The 15809-nt window shown below is 61.1% G+C and carries 18 protein-coding genes and 1 tRNA gene; 18 read left to right on the top strand and 1 reads right to left on the bottom strand.

Annotation, left to right across the window (positions count from 1 at the left end):
- Positions 1-18 precede the first annotated feature (18 nt).
- Positions 19-516: an outer membrane protein assembly factor BamE domain-containing protein gene (bamE, locus tag ACQ4WR_RS14535; RefSeq protein WP_436488058.1), complete on the bottom strand. Its 498-nt coding sequence runs from the start codon at positions 514-516 to the stop codon at positions 19-21.
- Positions 517-701: 185 nt separating this feature from the next.
- Between bamE and rpsO the strand changes: the two genes are divergently transcribed.
- From rpsO to nuoF, 18 genes are all read left to right on the top strand, one after another.
- Positions 702-971: a 30S ribosomal protein S15 gene (gene rpsO, locus ACQ4WR_RS14530; RefSeq protein ID WP_010399743.1), complete on the top strand. Its 270-nt coding sequence runs from the start codon at positions 702-704 to the stop codon at positions 969-971.
- A 220-nt stretch (positions 972-1191) separates the two neighbouring features.
- Positions 1192-3309 (top strand): polyribonucleotide nucleotidyltransferase, encoded by a 2118-nt coding sequence (gene pnp, locus ACQ4WR_RS14525; RefSeq protein WP_010399742.1) that lies wholly within the window; start codon positions 1192-1194, stop codon positions 3307-3309.
- 220 nt (positions 3310-3529) lie between these two features.
- Entirely contained in the window at positions 3530-4225 is a 696-nt protein-coding gene (locus tag ACQ4WR_RS14520) for a hypothetical protein (RefSeq protein WP_436488056.1), read from the top strand.
- 9 nt (positions 4226-4234) lie between these two features.
- Positions 4235-4531: a hypothetical protein gene (locus ACQ4WR_RS14515; protein ID WP_436488055.1), complete on the top strand. Its 297-nt coding sequence runs from the start codon at positions 4235-4237 to the stop codon at positions 4529-4531.
- A 134-nt stretch (positions 4532-4665) separates the two neighbouring features.
- Positions 4666-6624, top strand: coding sequence for a methyl-accepting chemotaxis protein (locus tag ACQ4WR_RS14510; protein WP_436488053.1), 1959 nt, complete (start codon positions 4666-4668; stop codon positions 6622-6624).
- Between the two features lie 153 nt (positions 6625-6777).
- On the top strand, positions 6778-6993 hold the full coding sequence (locus tag ACQ4WR_RS14505; protein WP_436488051.1) for a hypothetical protein: 216 nt from the start codon (positions 6778-6780) through the stop codon (positions 6991-6993).
- Positions 6994-7102: 109 nt separating this feature from the next.
- The gene (locus ACQ4WR_RS14500; protein ID WP_436488049.1) at positions 7103-7864 is read left to right on the top strand and encodes a GIN domain-containing protein; all 762 of its coding nucleotides are present in this window, start codon (positions 7103-7105) and stop codon (positions 7862-7864) included.
- Positions 7865-7932: 68 nt separating this feature from the next.
- The gene (locus tag ACQ4WR_RS14495) at positions 7933-8541 is read left to right on the top strand and encodes a tetratricopeptide repeat protein (RefSeq protein ID WP_102295130.1); all 609 of its coding nucleotides are present in this window, start codon (positions 7933-7935) and stop codon (positions 8539-8541) included.
- A 73-nt stretch (positions 8542-8614) separates the two neighbouring features.
- Positions 8615-9595: an NAD(P)H-quinone oxidoreductase gene (locus tag ACQ4WR_RS14490; RefSeq protein ID WP_102295131.1), complete on the top strand. Its 981-nt coding sequence runs from the start codon at positions 8615-8617 to the stop codon at positions 9593-9595.
- A gap of 72 nt (positions 9596-9667) precedes the next feature.
- Positions 9668-10417, top strand: coding sequence for a triose-phosphate isomerase (tpiA, locus tag ACQ4WR_RS14485; RefSeq protein WP_102295133.1), 750 nt, complete (start codon positions 9668-9670; stop codon positions 10415-10417).
- Positions 10418-10445: 28 nt separating this feature from the next.
- A complete protein-coding gene (gene secG / locus ACQ4WR_RS14480; RefSeq protein ID WP_436488046.1) occupies positions 10446-10856 on the top strand; it encodes a preprotein translocase subunit SecG in 411 nt (136 codons plus the stop codon).
- 202 nt (positions 10857-11058) lie between these two features.
- Positions 11059-11143, top strand: a tRNA-Leu gene (locus ACQ4WR_RS14475).
- Positions 11144-11320: 177 nt separating this feature from the next.
- On the top strand, positions 11321-11680 hold the full coding sequence (locus tag ACQ4WR_RS14470; RefSeq protein WP_071326314.1) for an NADH-quinone oxidoreductase subunit A: 360 nt from the start codon (positions 11321-11323) through the stop codon (positions 11678-11680).
- Positions 11681-11683: 3 nt separating this feature from the next.
- A complete protein-coding gene (locus tag ACQ4WR_RS14465) occupies positions 11684-12160 on the top strand; it encodes a NuoB/complex I 20 kDa subunit family protein (protein ID WP_010399733.1) in 477 nt (158 codons plus the stop codon).
- Between the two features lie 17 nt (positions 12161-12177).
- Positions 12178-12771, top strand: a complete 594-nt coding sequence (locus tag ACQ4WR_RS14460; protein WP_102295135.1) for an NADH-quinone oxidoreductase subunit C — start codon at positions 12178-12180, stop codon at positions 12769-12771.
- A complete protein-coding gene (locus tag ACQ4WR_RS14455) occupies positions 12771-14024 on the top strand; it encodes an NADH-quinone oxidoreductase subunit D (protein ID WP_034749992.1) in 1254 nt (417 codons plus the stop codon). The genes ACQ4WR_RS14460 and ACQ4WR_RS14455 overlap by 1 nt, the downstream gene beginning before the upstream one ends.
- A gap of 12 nt (positions 14025-14036) precedes the next feature.
- Positions 14037-14516: an NADH-quinone oxidoreductase subunit NuoE gene (gene nuoE, locus ACQ4WR_RS14450; RefSeq protein ID WP_035820520.1), complete on the top strand. Its 480-nt coding sequence runs from the start codon at positions 14037-14039 to the stop codon at positions 14514-14516.
- Positions 14513-15808 carry an NADH-quinone oxidoreductase subunit NuoF gene (nuoF, locus tag ACQ4WR_RS14445; protein WP_010399729.1) on the top strand — a complete coding sequence of 432 codons (1296 nt, stop codon included), beginning with the start codon at positions 14513-14515 and terminating at the stop codon, positions 15806-15808. The genes nuoE and nuoF overlap by 4 nt, the downstream gene beginning before the upstream one ends.
- The last annotated feature ends 1 nt before the right edge of the window (position 15809 follow it).

Raw genomic sequence — 15809 nt, 5'->3', positions numbered from 1 at the left:
ACAAGTGATGCCCCTTTGTTACCAGAAGAAGCGCCGCTCTTCCTTGGCGGGATCGGGCCCGTTCATCATCATGCGCACGATGCCATCGTGGTCGAAGTGCACATGCATCATGGAATCCCACACGCCCGACTCCTTGTAGCGGTAGGACCAGACATGCAGTTTCGGCAGCGCCAGATAGGATTTTTCCGTCGGCCGGCCCAGGGTGTGCAGCACGTCCTGCTGGGTCGACACGCCGACCTTGATCCTGGCGAAGCCTGGCGTGTCGAGCACTTGCTCGTAGGAAATGAGCTTGTCGTCGGGGCCGAAGCGGGCCATGTAGGTGTACTGGCCATATGGGCCCGTGGCGTATTCAAGCTCGGGACCGGTGGGCAGCTGGTAGATTGCCGTCGGCCGGCCCAGGCGCGCTTCCACGGCGGCGCGCGGTTCGCCCGGCTGGGGCGGCGGGGCGTTCCAGCTGGCGCAGCCAGCCAGCGCGGCAAATAGCAGCGGCGTTGCTAATTTGAACAGTTTTTTCATGTTTGACCTCCTGAAATGCAGGAAAAACCTATCATGCACCGAGAAAAGCCCGCACGGCAGGATACAGGCGGGCTTTTTTCCGATATACTTGCGCGTCTGGTTTGTAGCTAGGGCCAGTATTTTAATAATCGTAGTTCACGGTGGATAGGGTTCAGACTCTGTGCACCGCATGTGAAAGGTTTATCATGACAGTAGAAAACATCAACAAAGCCGCTATCATCGCGGACAACGCACGTGGTCAAAACGACACCGGCTCCCCTGAAGTGCAAGTTGCACTGCTGACAGCTCGCATCAACGAACTGAACGGCCACTTCAAAGCCCACTCTAAAGATCACCACTCCCGCCGCGGCCTGATCATGATGGTCAACCGTCGTAAGAGCCTGTTGTCCTACCTGAAGGCTAAAGACGCTACCCGTTATCGCGACCTGATCGCTAAACTTGGTCTGCGCAAGTAATTTTTGCCGTACAAGGTTTATACAGAAATGCCTGCGCCAGTTCGCTGACGCGGGCATTTTGTCATTTGAAATCCGGATTTTTGTCGGCAAGTGCAGTATTCTCTACCGATGTCATGTTTTAAAAGTAAAGTAGTAAAGGCGGCAACGGTGTTTCCGCCGCCTGTGGTGAGGTGAACGACAGCCCCTGAAAATCTGTCGGCAATTAGAAAAGGGATACCCCATGTTTAACAAAGTTACGAAAACCTTCCAGTACGGTCAACACCAAGTGACCCTGGAAACCGGCGAAATCGCACGTCAGGCATCCGGCGCAGTGCTGGTGTCGATCGAAGATACCGTCGTTCTGGCAACGGTAGTGGCACGCAAAGATGCCAAGCCAGGCCAGGATTTCTTCCCTTTGACGGTTGATTATGTCGAGAAAACCTATGCTGCCGGTAAAATCCCGGGCGGTTTTTTCAAGCGCGAAGGCCGTCCTTCCGAAAAAGAAACACTGACGTCGCGTCTGATCGACCGTCCTATCCGTCCGCTGTTCCCGGAAGGCTACCTGAATGAAGTGCAAGTCATCATTCACGTGTTGTCGGTCAACCCTGAAATCGATCCGGACATCGCCGCCATGATCGGCGCATCGGCCGCCCTGTGCGTATCGGGCGTGCCTTTCAACGGTCCGATCGGCGCCGCGCGCGTCGGTTACGCCAACGGCCAGTACATCCTGAACCCGACCGTCCAGCAACTGAAAACGTCGGAAATGGACCTGGTTGTCGCCGGTACCGAAACGGCCGTGCTGATGGTTGAATCGGAAGCGAAACAGCTGTCCGAAGAAATCATGCTGGGCGCCGTGGTCTTCGGCCACGACCAGATGAAAGTCGTCATCGACGCGATTCACGACCTGGTGCGTGACGGCGGCAAGCCGGAAGTGGAATGGGCGCCTGCGCCGAAAAACGAAGCACTGATCGCCCGCGTCGCGCATTTCGCCAACGCCAAGATCAATGACGCGTATCAAACCAAGGACAAGCAGGAACGTACGGCCAAGCTGAAAGCAGCGACGTCGGAAGTCATCGCCGACCTGTCGGCTGAAGCGGCTGCCGCTGGCGGCGCGTCCATCGACAGCGCTGAAGTGAACAACATCCTGTTCGACATCGAAGCGAAAATCGTGCGTACGCAAATCCTGGACGGCGAGCCACGCATCGACGGCCGCGACACGCGCACCGTGCGTCCGATCTCGATCCGCACCAGCGTGCTGCCACGCACCCACGGTTCGGCCCTGTTCACGCGCGGCGAAACGCAGGCGCTGGTCGTGGCAACGTTGGGCACCGCCCGCGACAGCCAGAAGATCGATGCGCTGATGGGCGAGTTCACCGATTCGTTCATGCTGCATTACAACATGCCTCCGTTCGCCACCGGCGAAACGGGCCGCGTGGGTACGCCGAAACGCCGCGAAATCGGTCACGGCCGTCTGGCCAAGCGCGCGCTGATCGCCGCCCTGCCGGCAGCTGAAGAGTTCAGCTACTCGGTGCGCCTGGTATCGGAAATCACGGAATCGAACGGTTCCTCGTCGATGGCATCGGTGTGCGGCGGCTGCCTGGCGCTGATGGACGCCGGCGTGCCGATGAAAGAACACGTGGCCGGTATCGCCATGGGCCTGATCAAGGAAGGCGGCAAGTTTGCCGTGCTGTCCGACATCCTGGGCGACGAAGATCACCTGGGCGACATGGACTTCAAGGTAGCCGGTACCCGCAACGGTATCACGGCACTGCAGATGGACATCAAGATCATGGGCATCACCAAGGAAATCATGCAAGTGGCACTGGCGCAAGCCAAGGAAGGCCGCGAGCACATCCTGGGCGAAATGCAAAAAGCCATGCCGCACGTCAAAACCGAACTGTCCGATTTCGCACCGCGTCTGATCACCATCAAGATCAACCCGGAAAAAATCCGTGACGTGATCGGCAAGGGCGGCGCCGTGATCCGCGCGCTGACCGAAGAGACGGGCACCCAGATCGACATCAGCGACGAAGGCGTGGTCACCATCGCTTCCGTCGACGCTGCTGCCGGCCAGGAAGCCAAGCGCCGTATCGAAGAACTGACCGCTTCCGTCGAAGTGGGCAAGACCTACGAAGGCACCGTGCTGAAACTGCTGGACTTCGGCGCCATCGTGCAAGTCATGCCAGGCAAGGACGGCCTGCTGCACATTTCGCAGATCGCCAACGAGCGCGTCAACGCCGTGGCCGACTACCTGAAAGAAGGCCAGCTGGTCCGCGTGAAAGTGCTGGAAACGGACGACCGCGGCCGTCTGAAGCTGTCGATGAAAGCTGCTGAAGGCAACGAAGCGCCAGCCGCTTAAGCTTCTTAGTCTGACTGCGGCCCCGGCCGCATGATCAAAACCGCCAGCGCGCAAGCCCTGGCGGTTTTTTTACGCCTGGTTTTTGCACCTTGTTTGCGCTGCATCGCAAGCGTGTGGCGGCTTGTGCATCGGCCTTGATCCAGCGCGTATCGGCCGCCGCCGCGCCTTGTAGATTCGGGAGGGGATAAGTCCCTGAACCAGTCTTCCAAGGAGATGCTGCATGTACACACTATGCCGGCTGGCCGCCGTCTTGCTGTTTGCCGTCTCGCCCGCTGCCTGGGCGCAGATGGACGGCGCGCCCACGCCCGTGCCGCTGCCGATACCGCTGGCCGCGGCCAGCACGGCCATGCCCGCGCAAGACATCGACGCCTTGCGCGCCGTACATGCGCGCGAAATCAATGACCTCAGCACTTTCAAGACGGTCGGTCTGCAGCGGGAAGTCATCGACCCGTATCTGGAAAGCGCGCCTGGCCAGCAATTCCTGCGCGAGCTGCGCGCCGCAGACCCGGCCGCTTCCGCCGATACCGTGTATGCGCGGGCCGTCGAACAGCTCGCTTCCGGCAGCACCTTGCCGGAGCAGCAGCCAATGGCGGCCGCGCTGGTGAAAATCGTGCCGCACGGCCAGAGCGTGTCGCCGTATTCGCCGTATTTCACCACCAGCGCGCAATTGCAGCAGGCATCCAGCCGCTGCCCCACCCTGGCCGACTGTTTCGGCCTGCCCTTGAAGAGCGAGGCGCCGCTGTATGATGTGTATCAGATCATGCCCAAGGGCACCGTCAACGTGTTCGTCAGCCAGGTGGCGCCGACCCAGGAGTTGGGCGGCCTGGTGCGGCGCCGTGGCGGCGCCCAGCAATATTTATTGCCAAACCGCAGCCTGTGGTCGGCGCCCGTGCTGGTTGGCACCATCAAGAATTGAGGAGGGGACATGGACCAGCAGCAATTGCAAGCCTGTGCCGCCGAACTGCAGCAAGTGCTGGCGCGCCTGGCGCCAGCCGACATGGAAGTGGCCGACCTGCGCAGCGCGCTCGAGCCGCTGCTGGCCCTGGCGGGCAGCGGCGCCCTGAGCGCGCCGCTGCCGTGGGGCGATATTCCAGGCGGGCGCTATTTCACAGAAGGCGGCCTGCGCCGGTACGCCGAGCTGGAGCAGGCGTTTGCGCGCTTTCGCATCGAGCTCACGGGTGGCGAATCGCCGGCCTTGCGCAAGCTGCGCGGCGATGTCTGATCCATAATTGTTTATGACCGCACGGTATCAATTGTTGTTTATGGGTAATTGATAGTCGGTATTGCTTGACGACAAAATCTTATTCCCTGACCATGGCGCATCCCTCCCGATTTTCTTTTTTTATTGGATGCACCATGTTGTCCTCCCTTAAGGCGCGGCTGATCGCCATCGCCGTTTCCATCGTCGTGCTGGCCATGCTGGCCGTCGCCATCGCCAACTTCTTTACTACCCGCTCAAGCACCCTGGCAGCGCTCGACACGCAGATGCTGCAGCTTTCGCACAGCCATGCGCAAGCCATTGCCGAATGGCTGCGTTCCAAGCAAGCCGTCGTCGCTTCGCTCAAGCAGGGCGCCACGGGCGCCGATCCCTTGCCGGCCCTCAAGGCGGCCGAGCAGGCGGGAACCTTCGACATGGCGTATGTCGGCTTTGCCGACAAGCACGCCGTATTTTCGCAGGAGCGCCAGCGCGCGGCCGATTACGATCCCACGGCGCGGCCCTGGTACAAGCGGGCCTCCGAAGTGGGCGGCCCCATCATCACGGCGCCCTACATCGGCGCCAGTACGGGCAAGCTGGTGGTGACGTTTGCCGAGCCGCTGGGCGGCAAGGGCAGCGTGACGGGCGTGCTGGCGGCCGACGTGATGATGGATGCGGTGGTGCAAAACGTCGCCTCGATCAAGCCGACGGCATCGAGCTACGCCTTCCTCGTCGATGGCGGCGGCAAGATCATCGCCCACCCGGATGGCAAGCTGACCCTGAAGCCGCTGGCCGAACTGGATCCGGGCCTGAGCGCACAGGCGCTGGCCGATATCGAAAAGAGCGGCGAAGGCGCCAGCATCCGTCTCGGCGGCCGCGACGGTATCTTGCACGTGAGTAAAGTGCCAGGCAGCGACTGGCTGCTGGCCACCGTGCTGGACCGCGCGGAAGCGACGCAGGCGCTCACGTCCATGCTGCGTGCCTCGGCCCTGACGGCCTTGCTGGTGCTGGTGCTGGCCGCGACGGCATTGAGCGCGCTGGTGGCGCGCGCCCTGCGCCGCCTGGGCCTGGTGCGCGACGCCATGGAAGCCATTGCCACTGGTGACGGCGACCTGACGAGCCGCCTCGACGCGGATGGGTCGGACGAGCTGGCGCAGATCGCCAAGGCTTTCAACTTGTTCGTTGAAAAGATCGCCACCGTGCTGGTGCAGATCCGCAGCATCAGCACCCTGGTGCGCAGCGAATCGGCCGACATTGCCGCCGGCAATGCCGACCTGTCCTCGCGCACGGAAGCGCAGGCGGGCGCGCTGGAAGAGACAGCGAGTTCCATGGATGAGCTGACCTCGACCGTGAAACAGAATGCGGAAAACGCGCATGCGGCCAATGAGCTGGCCGTCTCCGCTTCGGCCGTGGCGGCCAAGGGCGGCCAGGTGGTGCAGCAGGTGGTCGGCACCATGGCCGGCATCCAGGAAAGCTCGCGCAAGATCGTCGACATCATCGGCGTGATCGACGGCATCGCTTTCCAGACGAATATCCTGGCCTTGAACGCGGCCGTCGAGGCGGCGCGCGCGGGCGAGCAGGGCAGGGGCTTTGCCGTGGTGGCGTCCGAAGTGCGCAACCTGGCGCAGCGCTCGAGCCAGGCGGCCAAGGAAATCAAGGAACTGATCGGCGACTCGGTGGAAAAAGTCGATGCCGGCGGCCGCCTCGTCAATGAAGCGGGCCAGACCATGGATCAGGTGGTGGCGTCGGTACAGCAATTGACGACCATCATGAGCGAAATCACCGTGGCCAGCCGCGAACAGAGTGCCGGCATCGGCGAGATCAATACGGCCGTCACGCACATGGATACCATGACGCAGCAGAACGCTGCCCTGGTCGAGCAGGCGGCCGCCGCCGCGGAAAGCCTGCAGGAGCAAGCCGTGGACCTGGCGCAAGCCGTCGGCATGTTCCGCCTGGGCGATACGCCTGCGGCAGCGCCGGCATCCGCTCCGGTGGCGCGCCTGAAGGCGAAGCCAGCCGCTCCTGCGCCGCGCGCGCCGGCCCGCGCGCTGTCTCCTGCCAGGCCGGTGAGCGCAGTCAAGGCGGCCAAGTCCGGCGCCGACGAGTGGGAAGAGTTTTAAGCAGTCTCTGCTGGGAAATGCACGTCTATCCGCGTTTTTGTCAGGCCAGCCTGCCAAAAGCGCAGTTCGTCGCAATCGGCGTGCCGGCCGGGCGCGGTATGGCTATAGTCACACCATACCGCAAGCCCACTGCCAGACACCGAGGAGAACAAGATGAACATCGCTAAAAACATGGAAGTCATTGCCGTCGCCGCCGCCATCCTGATCGGCGCCAGCTGCTACGCCATCGCCCCTGCCGCGCCAGCCCTGCAGGTGGCCAGCTCCACCGCCACCCTGGCCGCGCCCGCAGGCAAGGCCGCCATGTCCATGCACGTGGTGCAAGTCAAGGCCAAGCGCCTGAGCGCCGCCGAAAAAGCCCGTTTTGCATAATTGATTGTCAGCCATTTTCCACGCTGCTAGAGTGGCAAGGCGTGATGCAATGCAGGCGTCCCCGGCGGGCGCCCTGACAGATAAAAACAAGATATCGAGGATGTAATACATGAAAAAGACACTGCAACTGGCGCTGCTGTTCCTGGCGACACTGGGCCTGCTGCGCGCGGCGTCCGCCGAGACCCGCTTGCTGGAAATGCGCACCATCGACGCGCGCGTGGTGCGCGTCAAGCTCGACGGCGTGATGGAAGTGCGCATCCGCCAGGGCAATGTGCCTTCGCTGAGCATCACGGCCGACAAGCGCTATATCGCCGATGTCAGCACGGCGCAAAGCGGCGACACCCTGCATATCGAAACGGAAGTGCGCGGTTTCAAGATCGGTCCCTCGTCGATCCGCGCCGACCTGGTCCTGCCCAGCCTGCGCGAGCTCAGCTCCGAAGGCTTTGGCAGCACGGACATCACGGGCTTTACGGGCGAGGAACTGACCCTGTCGCTGGAAGGCGCGGGCAGCATCAAGGTGGTCGGCGACTACCGCAAGCTGTATGCCAGCCTGGGCGGCGTGGGCAGCATGCAGATATGGGTCGGCAACAATGAAAAGGCCGAGCTCGACCTGCAGGGTGCCGGTTCCGTCGTGCTCGGTGGCCGGGGGCGCGTGCTGAAAGCCAGCCTGGGCGGCCTGGGCAGCCTGAATGCGAAGCAATTCGAAGCCGATGCCGTGAACCTGGAATTGAGCGGCCTGGGCAATGCCCTGGTCAATGCCCATACGAACGCCAAGCTGAACCTGAGTGGGCTCGGTTCCGTGGTGGTGTACGGCAAGCCGGCCAATCGTGATGTCAGCGTCGAGGGCCTGGGCAAAGTAAGCTGGAAGTAAGGATATAAGAGGCTCCTGCCGTGGGCAGGATCAGAAAAGAAAAAGCAGTCAGACCACATCCCATTCCGATGAAAAAACTGATCATTACATTACTCATGCTGTGCGCCATACAGCTACCCGCGCGGGCGGGCTTCGTCGAAGGCGCCAGCGCCTACAACAACAAGAATTACGCCCTGGCCTACAAGGAAATCCTGCCCCTTGCCAAGACTGGTAATGCCGATGCCCAGCACCTGCTGGGCTTGATGTATTACATGGGGCGGGGCTTGCCGCAGGATTACAAGCAAGCCATGTTCTGGCACCGCAAGGCGGCCGAGCAGGGCAAGGCCGACGCCCAGTATGTGGTGGGCGCCATGTATTACACGGGCAATTCCGTGCTGCAAGACCACAAGCAGGCCGTGGTCTGGTTCCGCAAGGCGGCCGAGCAAAACCATGCGGAAGCGCAGCAGGTGCTGGGCCTGATGTACCGCTACCACATGGGTGGCGTGCAGCAGGACAACGTCATCGCCTACATGCTGTGGAACCTGGCGGCGGCCAACGGCAATGCGAACGCGGCCGACCAGCGCGCCGCCGTGGTGCGCAAGATGACGCATGAGCAGGTCGAGGAAGGCCAGGCCCTGTCGGCCAAGTGGAAGCCGGGCACGCCCTTGCCGCGCCAGTCGAAAACCGGCGCTGGCTAGTCAGGGGAGGGGTGGACTGCAAGGCGCGGCGGCTTGGCGTACAATCGCCGTTTTACCTTCAAAGAGTCCACCCATGCGCGCAGTTGCCATCAGCCAGCCAGGTCCCGCCGACGTTTTGCAGATCACCGAGCGTCCCGTTCCCGCCTTCAAGACGGGCGAGCTGCTGATCAAGGTGCACGCGGCGGGCATCAACCGCCCTGACGTGCTGCAGCGCCTGGGCAAGTATGCGCCGCCAGCCGGCGCGTCCGACTTGCCGGGCCTGGAAGTGGCGGGCGAAATCGTCGATGGCGATTTTGCCAACACCGAATTCAGGAAGGGCGACCTGGTCTGCGCGCTGGTGCAGGGTGGCGGCTATGCCGAATACTGCGCCGCGCCCGCCGGCCAGTGCCTGCCCCTGCCCAAGGGCTTGACGGCGCTGGAAGGCGCATCCCTGCCGGAAAACTTCTTTACCGTCTGGAGCAATGTCTTCGACCGCTGCGCGCTGGCCGACGGCGAAACGTTGTTGGTGCAGGGCGGCACGTCCGGCATCGGCGTGACGGCCATTCAACTGGCGGCCGCGCTCGGTCATCGCGTGTTCGCCACGGCGGGCAGCGACGAGAAGGCGCGCGCCTGCGAGGCGCTGGGCGCCGAACGGGGCATCAATTACCGCACGGAAGATTTTGTTGCTGTCGTCAAGCAGCTGACCGATGGCAAGGGTGTCGATGTCATCCTCGACATGGTCGGCGGCGACTACCTGCCGCGCGAGATCGATTGCCTGGCCGACGATGGCCGCATCGGCCTGATCGCCGTGCAGGGCGGCACCAGGGCGGAGCTGGACCTGGGCACCTTGCTGCGCCGCCGCCTGACGGTGACGGGTTCCACCTTGCGTCCCCGCTCCATCGCTTTCAAGGCGGCCATCGCGAATCACCTGCGCACGACCGTCTGGCCGCTGATCGAGGCAGGCAAGGTCAAGCCCGTGATCTATCAAACTTTCCCTCTGGAAAAAGCCAGTGAGGCGCATGCCTTGATGGAAGCGAGCACGCACGTGGGCAAGATCATGTTGCAAGTTGCCTGAAACGGGGCACTGCCTGTTTGACCGGCATCGGTGCTGGAGTTAGAATGACGGGTTATTAGAATTTAGGCTACTATGCGTCGCAAACTCGTCGTCGGAAATTGGAAAATGAACGGCAGTCGCACCTCGAACGCGGTGTTATTGTCTGAAATAGTTGCTGGCTTGAGCGCCTCGGGCGCCGCCAGCGCCGTCTGTGTGCCCGCGCCATACCTGGCGCAGTGCCAGGCGCAATTGGCAGGCACGGCCCTGGCATGGGGCGCGCAGGATGTTTCCGCCCACGCCGGCGGCGCCTACACGGGAGAAATCTCGACCGCCATGCTGCAGGATTTCGGCTGCAGCTATGTGGTGATCGGGCATTCCGAGCGCCGCGCCTACCATGGCGAGAACGATGCGCACGTGGCGGCCAAGACGGTTGCGGCGCTGGCGGCCGGCATCACGCCGATCGTCTGCATCGGCGAGACCCTGGCGCAGCGCGAAGCGGGCCAGACCGACGCGGTGGTGGCGCAGCAGCTGGGCGTCGTGCTGGCCGCGATCAGCGCCGACGACGTGGCCAAGCTGGTGCTGGCCTATGAGCCGGTCTGGGCCATCGGCACGGGCAAGACGGCCACGCCGCAGATGGCACAGGATGTGCATCAGGTGCTGCGCGGCCAGTTGGCAGCAAAGAATGCGGTAGCGGCGGCCGGCGTGCAAATCCTGTACGGCGGCAGCATGAAGCCAGAGAACGCAAAAGAATTGATGGCGATGCCGGATATCGATGGCGGTCTGATCGGCGGAGCGGCATTGAAGGCGGCGGATTTCCTGGCAATTATTCACGCCGCTGATTGAATTAATTTAAACTAAGAATGGAATTGCAATGAACATGATGTTCAATCTGGTAGTGGTAGTACAGGTTATCTCGGCTTTGTCGATTATCGCGCTGGTGTTGCTGCAGCACGGCAAGGGCGCCGACATGGGCGCCGCCTTCGGTTCGGGCGCATCGGGCAGCCTGTTTGGTGCGACGGGTTCGTCGAACTTCATGTCCAAGTCGACCGGCGTTGCCGCCGCGATCTTCTTCGGCGCCACGCTGGCCCTGTCGCTGATGGCCAATCAGCGCGCCACCACGGTGGGCGGCGGCGTGATGGATAAAGTTGTCAAGCCAGTGCCGGTGACCGGCGCGGGCGCGATCCCGACGACGGTACCTGCAGCCCCTGCGGCACCAGCGGCCAGCACTCCGGCTGCGGCGGCACCAGTTGCCAGCACCCCGGCCGGCGCGATTCCGAAGTAATTCGATAGTCGCTGAGTAGTAACTCGATACCTCATCGAGAGTAATTCTCATTACGGGCAGATTATTGCTCAATGTTTTGGCAGCGCGGCAGGAAAAAATCGTGGCGCGCTGGAAGATGTAAAAATTTATCGTTTTTATCTGTGTTTTGATGCATTTGTGCATTAACTTTAGCGCCAAAGCAGAGTAGAATACGGGCCTTACCGCCGACGTGGTGAAATTGGTAGACACGCTATCTTGAGGGGGTAGTGGCGAAAGCTGTACGAGTTCGAGTCTCGTCGTCGGCACCAGAAATCAGAAGCCAGCAACGGCGCACGAGCCATGGCTCGTACAAAGTTGCTGGCTTTTTTTACGAGGATGTGTCGTTCGATCCTGGTCTTAGCTTTGATTGGGGTCGTGCGTTAGATACGCTGCAAATGATCGCAGTGTCCTCATTTAACCGATCGTTCAATATAAGCTCATCAATCGTGAACCTCGAAAATTACTTCCCCGTCCTGCTGTTTATTCTTGTCGGCCTCGGTGTCGGCATCGCGCCCCAGCTCCTGGGGCGCCTGTTAGGTCCTAACAAGCCTGACGCAGCAAAACTCTCCCCGTACGAATGTGGCTTTGAAGCATTCGAAGACGCGCGCATGAAATTTGATGTGCGCTACTATCTGGTCGCAATCCTGTTTATTTTGTTCGATCTGGAAACGGCATTCTTCTTCCCGTGGGGCGTTGCAATGCGCGACCTGGGTTGGGCCGGTTTCGTCACGATGATGGTGTTCATCGCTGAATTCGTGGTCGGATTTTGGTACATTTGGAAGAAAGGTGCCCTTGACTGGGAATAAGCCATGGCTATTGAAGGCGTATTAAGCGAAGGTTTCATCACCACCTCGGCCGACAAGCTGATCAACTGGGCGCGCACCGGGTCTATGTTCCCGATGACGTTCGGTCTGGCCTGCTGTGCGGTCGAAATGATGCATGTGGGCGCAGCCCGCTACGATATGGACCGTTTCGGCGTCGTGTTTCGTCCGTCGCCGCGTCAGTCCGACGTCATGATCGTTGCCGGTACCCTGTGCAACAAGATGGCGCCGGCCCTGCGCAAGGTCTACGACCAGATGGCGGAGCCACGCTGGGTCATCTCCATGGGTTCCTGCGCCAATGGCGGCGGGTACTACCATTACTCCTACTCTGTGGTGCGCGGCTGCGACCGCATCGTGCCCGTCGACGTGTATGTGCCTGGCTGTCCTCCGACGGCTGAAGCCCTGCTGTACGGCATCATGCAGTTGCAGAACAAGATCAAGCGTACCAGCACGATCGCACGCTAACCGGGCCGCTTCAGATTATGACAACACATTTAGAAGTACTGCAAAACGCCCTCGGCACTGCCCTGGGCGAACGCGTTAGCACCACGGTTACCCTGGGCGAAGTCACCTTGCTGGTCAAGGCGGAAGACTACCTGGGCGTGATGCAGACCCTGCGCGACGATCCGGCCCTGCACTTCGAGCAATTGATCGATCTGTGCGGCGTCGATTACTCGACCTATGGCGATGGCAGCTGGGATGGCCTGCGTTACGCGGCCGTTTCGCACTTGCTGTCGGTCAAGCACAACTGGCGCGTGCGCGTGCGCGTGTTCGCACCGGACGACGACATGCCGCTGCTGCCTTCCGTGGTGGGTATCTGGCGCGCCGTCAACTGGTACGAGCGCGAAGCATTCGACCTGCTGGGCATCCTCTTCGAAGGCCACAACGACTTGCGCCGCCTGCTGACCGACTACGGTTTCATCGGCCATCCGTTCCGCAAGGATTTCCCCGTCTCCGGCTATGTCGAGATGCGCTACGATCCGGAACAAAAGCGCGTGATTTACCAGCCCGTGACGATCGAGCCGCGGGAAAACGTGCCGCGCGTGATCCGCGAAGAACATTACGGGATGAAATAATGGCTGAGATTAAGAACTACACCCTGAACTTTGGGCCACAGCATCCGGCCGCGCACGGTGTGCTGCGCCTGGTGCTGGAGATGGATGGCGAAGTCATCCAGCGTGCCGACCCGCATATCGGCCTGCTGCACCGCGCCACCGAAAAGCTGGCCGAACAGAAGACCTATCTGCAATCCGTGCCGTACATGGACCGTCTCGACTATGTGTCGATGATGTGCAATGAGCACGCGTACGTGATGGCCATCGAAAAGATGCTGGGCCTGGAAGTGCCGCTGCGCGCGCAATACATCCGCGTCATGTTCGACGAGATGACGCGTATCCTGAACCACCTGATGTGGCTCGGCACCCACGCGCTGGACGTTGGCGCCATGGGCCCGTTCCTGTATTGCTTCCGCGACCGCGAAGACTTGTTCGACGCCTACGAGGCAGTGTCGGGCGCGCGCATGCACGCGGCCTACTACCGTCCGGGCGGCGTGTACCGCGACCTGCCGGACGCGATGCCGCAGCACAAGGCGTCGATCATCCGCAACGCCAAGGCCATCGGCAAGCTGAACGAAAACCGCCAGGGTTCGCTGCTGGACTTCATCGAAGACTTCGCGCGCCGTTTCCCGAATTCGGTGGACGAGTACGAAACGCTGTTGACCGATAATCGAATCTGGAAGCAACGGACCGTCGGCATCGGCGTGGTCTCGCCGGAAGATGCGCTGGCCATGGGCTTTACGGGCGCCATGCTGCGCGGCTCCGGCGTGCAGTGGGACTTGCGCAAGAAACAGCCGTACGAAGTGTACGACCTGATGGACTTCGACATTCCTATCGGCACCAACGGCGATTGCTACGACCGCTACCTGGTCCGCGTGGAAGAGCTGCGCCAGTCGAACCGCATCATCAAGCAATGCGTGGAGTGGCTGCGCAACAATGAAGGTCCTGTCATGACCAGCAACCGCAAGGTGGCGCCTCCGGGCCGTGTCGACATGAAGACCAACATGGAATCCTTGATTCACCACTTCAAGCTGTTTACCGAAGGTTTCCACGTGCCGCCAGGCGAGGCCTACAGCGCCGTGGAGCACCCGAAGGGCGAGTTCGGCGTGTACCTGGTGTCCGATGGCGCCAACAAGCCGTACCGCATGAAACTGCGCGCACCGGACTACGCCCACTTGCAGTCGCTCGACGAGATGGCGCGTGGGCACATGCTTGCCGACGCCGTGACCATCATCGGTACGCAAGATATCGTGTTCGGCAGTATTGACCGCTAAGAGGCAAAAAGTATGTTGTTATCAGAGCAATGCTATAAGAAAATTGACCGTGAGTTGGCCAAGTACCCGGCCGACCAGCGTCAATCCGCCGTCATGGCCGCGCTGGCGCATGCCCAGGATGAACTGGGCTGGCTGGCACCGGAAACCATGAAGGAACTGGCCGATTACATCGGCATGCCGGCGATTGCCGTGCAGGAAGTTGCCACGTTCTACAATATGTACAACGTGAAGCCCGTGGGCAAGCACAAGATCACCGTGTGCACAAACTTGCCATGCGCCCTGTCGGGCGGCGTGCGCGCTGCAGAGTACCTGAAGCAGAAGCTGGGTATCGATTTCCGCGAAACCACCGCTGACGGCCAGTTCACCCTGGTTGAAGGCGAGTGCATGGGTGCCTGCGGCGATGCGCCTGTCTTGCTGGTCAGCAATAAAACCATGTGCAGCTGGATGTCGAACGAGAAGATCGACGCCATGCTGGAGGAACTCAAGAAATGACGTCACTCCACAACCGCCATATCGATCCATTGATCCTGAAGGATCTGGATGGCAAGAACTGGCATTTGCAAGATTATGTGAACCGCGGCGGCTATAGCGCCCTGCGGCGTATCCTGGAAGAGAAAATCACGCCGGAACAGATCATCGCCGACCTCAAGGCTTCGTCCTTGCGCGGCCGTGGCGGCGCGGGTTTCCCTACCGGCCTGAAGTGGAGCTTCATGCCGCGCCAGTTCCCGGGTCAAAAATACCTCGTCTGCAATACAGATGAAGGCGAGCCGGGTACTTTCAAGGACCGTGACATCATTCGTTACAATCCCCATGCGCTGATCGAAGGCATGGCCATTGGCGCGTACGCCATGGGCATCACCGTAGGTTACAACTACATCCACGGCGAGATCTTCCAGGAATACCTGCGTTTCGAAGAAGCGCTGGAAGAGGCGCGCGCCGCCGGCTTCCTGGGCGACAAGATCATGGGCAGCGAATTCTCGTTCCAGTTGCATGCGCACCATGGTTATGGCGCCTACATCTGCGGCGAAGAAACGGCCCTGCTGGAGTCGCTGGAAGGCAAGAAAGGCCAGCCGCGCTTCAAGCCGCCTTTCCCTGCCTCGTTTGGCCTGTACGGCAAGCCGACGACGATCAATAACACGGAAACCTTCGCGGCCGTGCCATTCGTGCTGAACATCGGTCCAGAGAAATACCTGGCGATGGGCAAGCCGAACAACGGCGGTTCGAAGATCTTCTCGATCTCGGGCGACGTGGAAAAACCGGGCAACTATGAAGTGCCGCTCGGCACCCCGTTTGCGACCCTGCTGGAACTGGCAGGCGGCATGCGCGGTGGCAAAAAGATCAAGGCCGTGATCCCTGGCGGTTCGTCCGCTCCGGTGATCCGCGGCGACATCATGATGCAGACCGACCTGGACTACGACTCGATCGCGAAAGCCGGTTCGATGCTGGGTTCGGGCGCCGTCATCGTGATGGACGAAACACGCTGCATGGTAAAGGCGCTGGAACGCCTGTCCTACTTCTACTTTGAAGAATCGTGCGGCCAGTGTACGCCTTGCCGTGAAGGCACAGGCTGGATGTACCGCATGGTGCACCGCATCGAGCAGGGGCAGGGTCGTCCAGACGACCTGGACATGCTCAACTCGATCGCCGACAACATCCAGGGTCGCACTATTTGCGCGCTGGGCGATGCGGCTGCCATGCCGGTACGGGCCTTCATTAAGAATTTCCGTGAAGAATTTGAATATCATATCGAGCACAAGCATTGCTTAGTGCCCGCATATATCTAAG

The organism is Janthinobacterium amylolyticum (assembly GCF_051380655.1).
Lineage (GTDB): Bacteria > Pseudomonadota > Gammaproteobacteria > Burkholderiales > Burkholderiaceae_D > Janthinobacterium.
Note: the sequence above shows the minus strand (reverse complement) of the source record. Positions and strands in the feature narration are given on the sequence as shown.

Bases quoted from the DNA above. Each gene is read 5' to 3' on its own strand.
- ACQ4WR_RS14520 (WP_436488056.1), top strand. From the start codon at position 3,530: ATGTACACACTATGCCGGCTGGCCGCCGTCTTGCTGTTTGCCGTCTCG.
- ACQ4WR_RS14505 (WP_436488051.1), top strand. From the start codon at position 6,778: ATGAACATCGCTAAAAACATGGAAGTCATTGCCGTCGCCGCCGCCATC.
- nuoF (WP_010399729.1), top strand. From the start codon at position 14,513: ATGACGTCACTCCACAACCGCCATATCGATCCATTGATCCTGAAGGAT.
- ACQ4WR_RS14490 (WP_102295131.1), top strand. From the start codon at position 8,615: ATGCGCGCAGTTGCCATCAGCCAGCCAGGTCCCGCCGACGTTTTGCAG.
- ACQ4WR_RS14510 (WP_436488053.1), top strand. From the start codon at position 4,666: ATGTTGTCCTCCCTTAAGGCGCGGCTGATCGCCATCGCCGTTTCCATC.
- bamE (WP_436488058.1), bottom strand. From the start codon at position 516: ATGAAAAAACTGTTCAAATTAGCAACGCCGCTGCTATTTGCCGCGCTG.
- ACQ4WR_RS14465 (WP_010399733.1), top strand. From the start codon at position 11,684: ATGGCTATTGAAGGCGTATTAAGCGAAGGTTTCATCACCACCTCGGCC.
- ACQ4WR_RS14515 (WP_436488055.1), top strand. From the start codon at position 4,235: ATGGACCAGCAGCAATTGCAAGCCTGTGCCGCCGAACTGCAGCAAGTG.
- ACQ4WR_RS14500 (WP_436488049.1), top strand. From the start codon at position 7,103: ATGAAAAAGACACTGCAACTGGCGCTGCTGTTCCTGGCGACACTGGGC.
- pnp (WP_010399742.1), top strand. From the start codon at position 1,192: ATGTTTAACAAAGTTACGAAAACCTTCCAGTACGGTCAACACCAAGTG.
- ACQ4WR_RS14455 (WP_034749992.1), top strand. From the start codon at position 12,771: ATGGCTGAGATTAAGAACTACACCCTGAACTTTGGGCCACAGCATCCG.
- tpiA (WP_102295133.1), top strand. From the start codon at position 9,668: ATGCGTCGCAAACTCGTCGTCGGAAATTGGAAAATGAACGGCAGTCGC.
- ACQ4WR_RS14460 (WP_102295135.1), top strand. From the start codon at position 12,178: ATGACAACACATTTAGAAGTACTGCAAAACGCCCTCGGCACTGCCCTG.
- nuoE (WP_035820520.1), top strand. From the start codon at position 14,037: ATGTTGTTATCAGAGCAATGCTATAAGAAAATTGACCGTGAGTTGGCC.
- secG (WP_436488046.1), top strand. From the start codon at position 10,446: ATGAACATGATGTTCAATCTGGTAGTGGTAGTACAGGTTATCTCGGCT.
- rpsO (WP_010399743.1), top strand. From the start codon at position 702: ATGACAGTAGAAAACATCAACAAAGCCGCTATCATCGCGGACAACGCA.
- ACQ4WR_RS14495 (WP_102295130.1), top strand. From the start codon at position 7,933: ATGAAAAAACTGATCATTACATTACTCATGCTGTGCGCCATACAGCTA.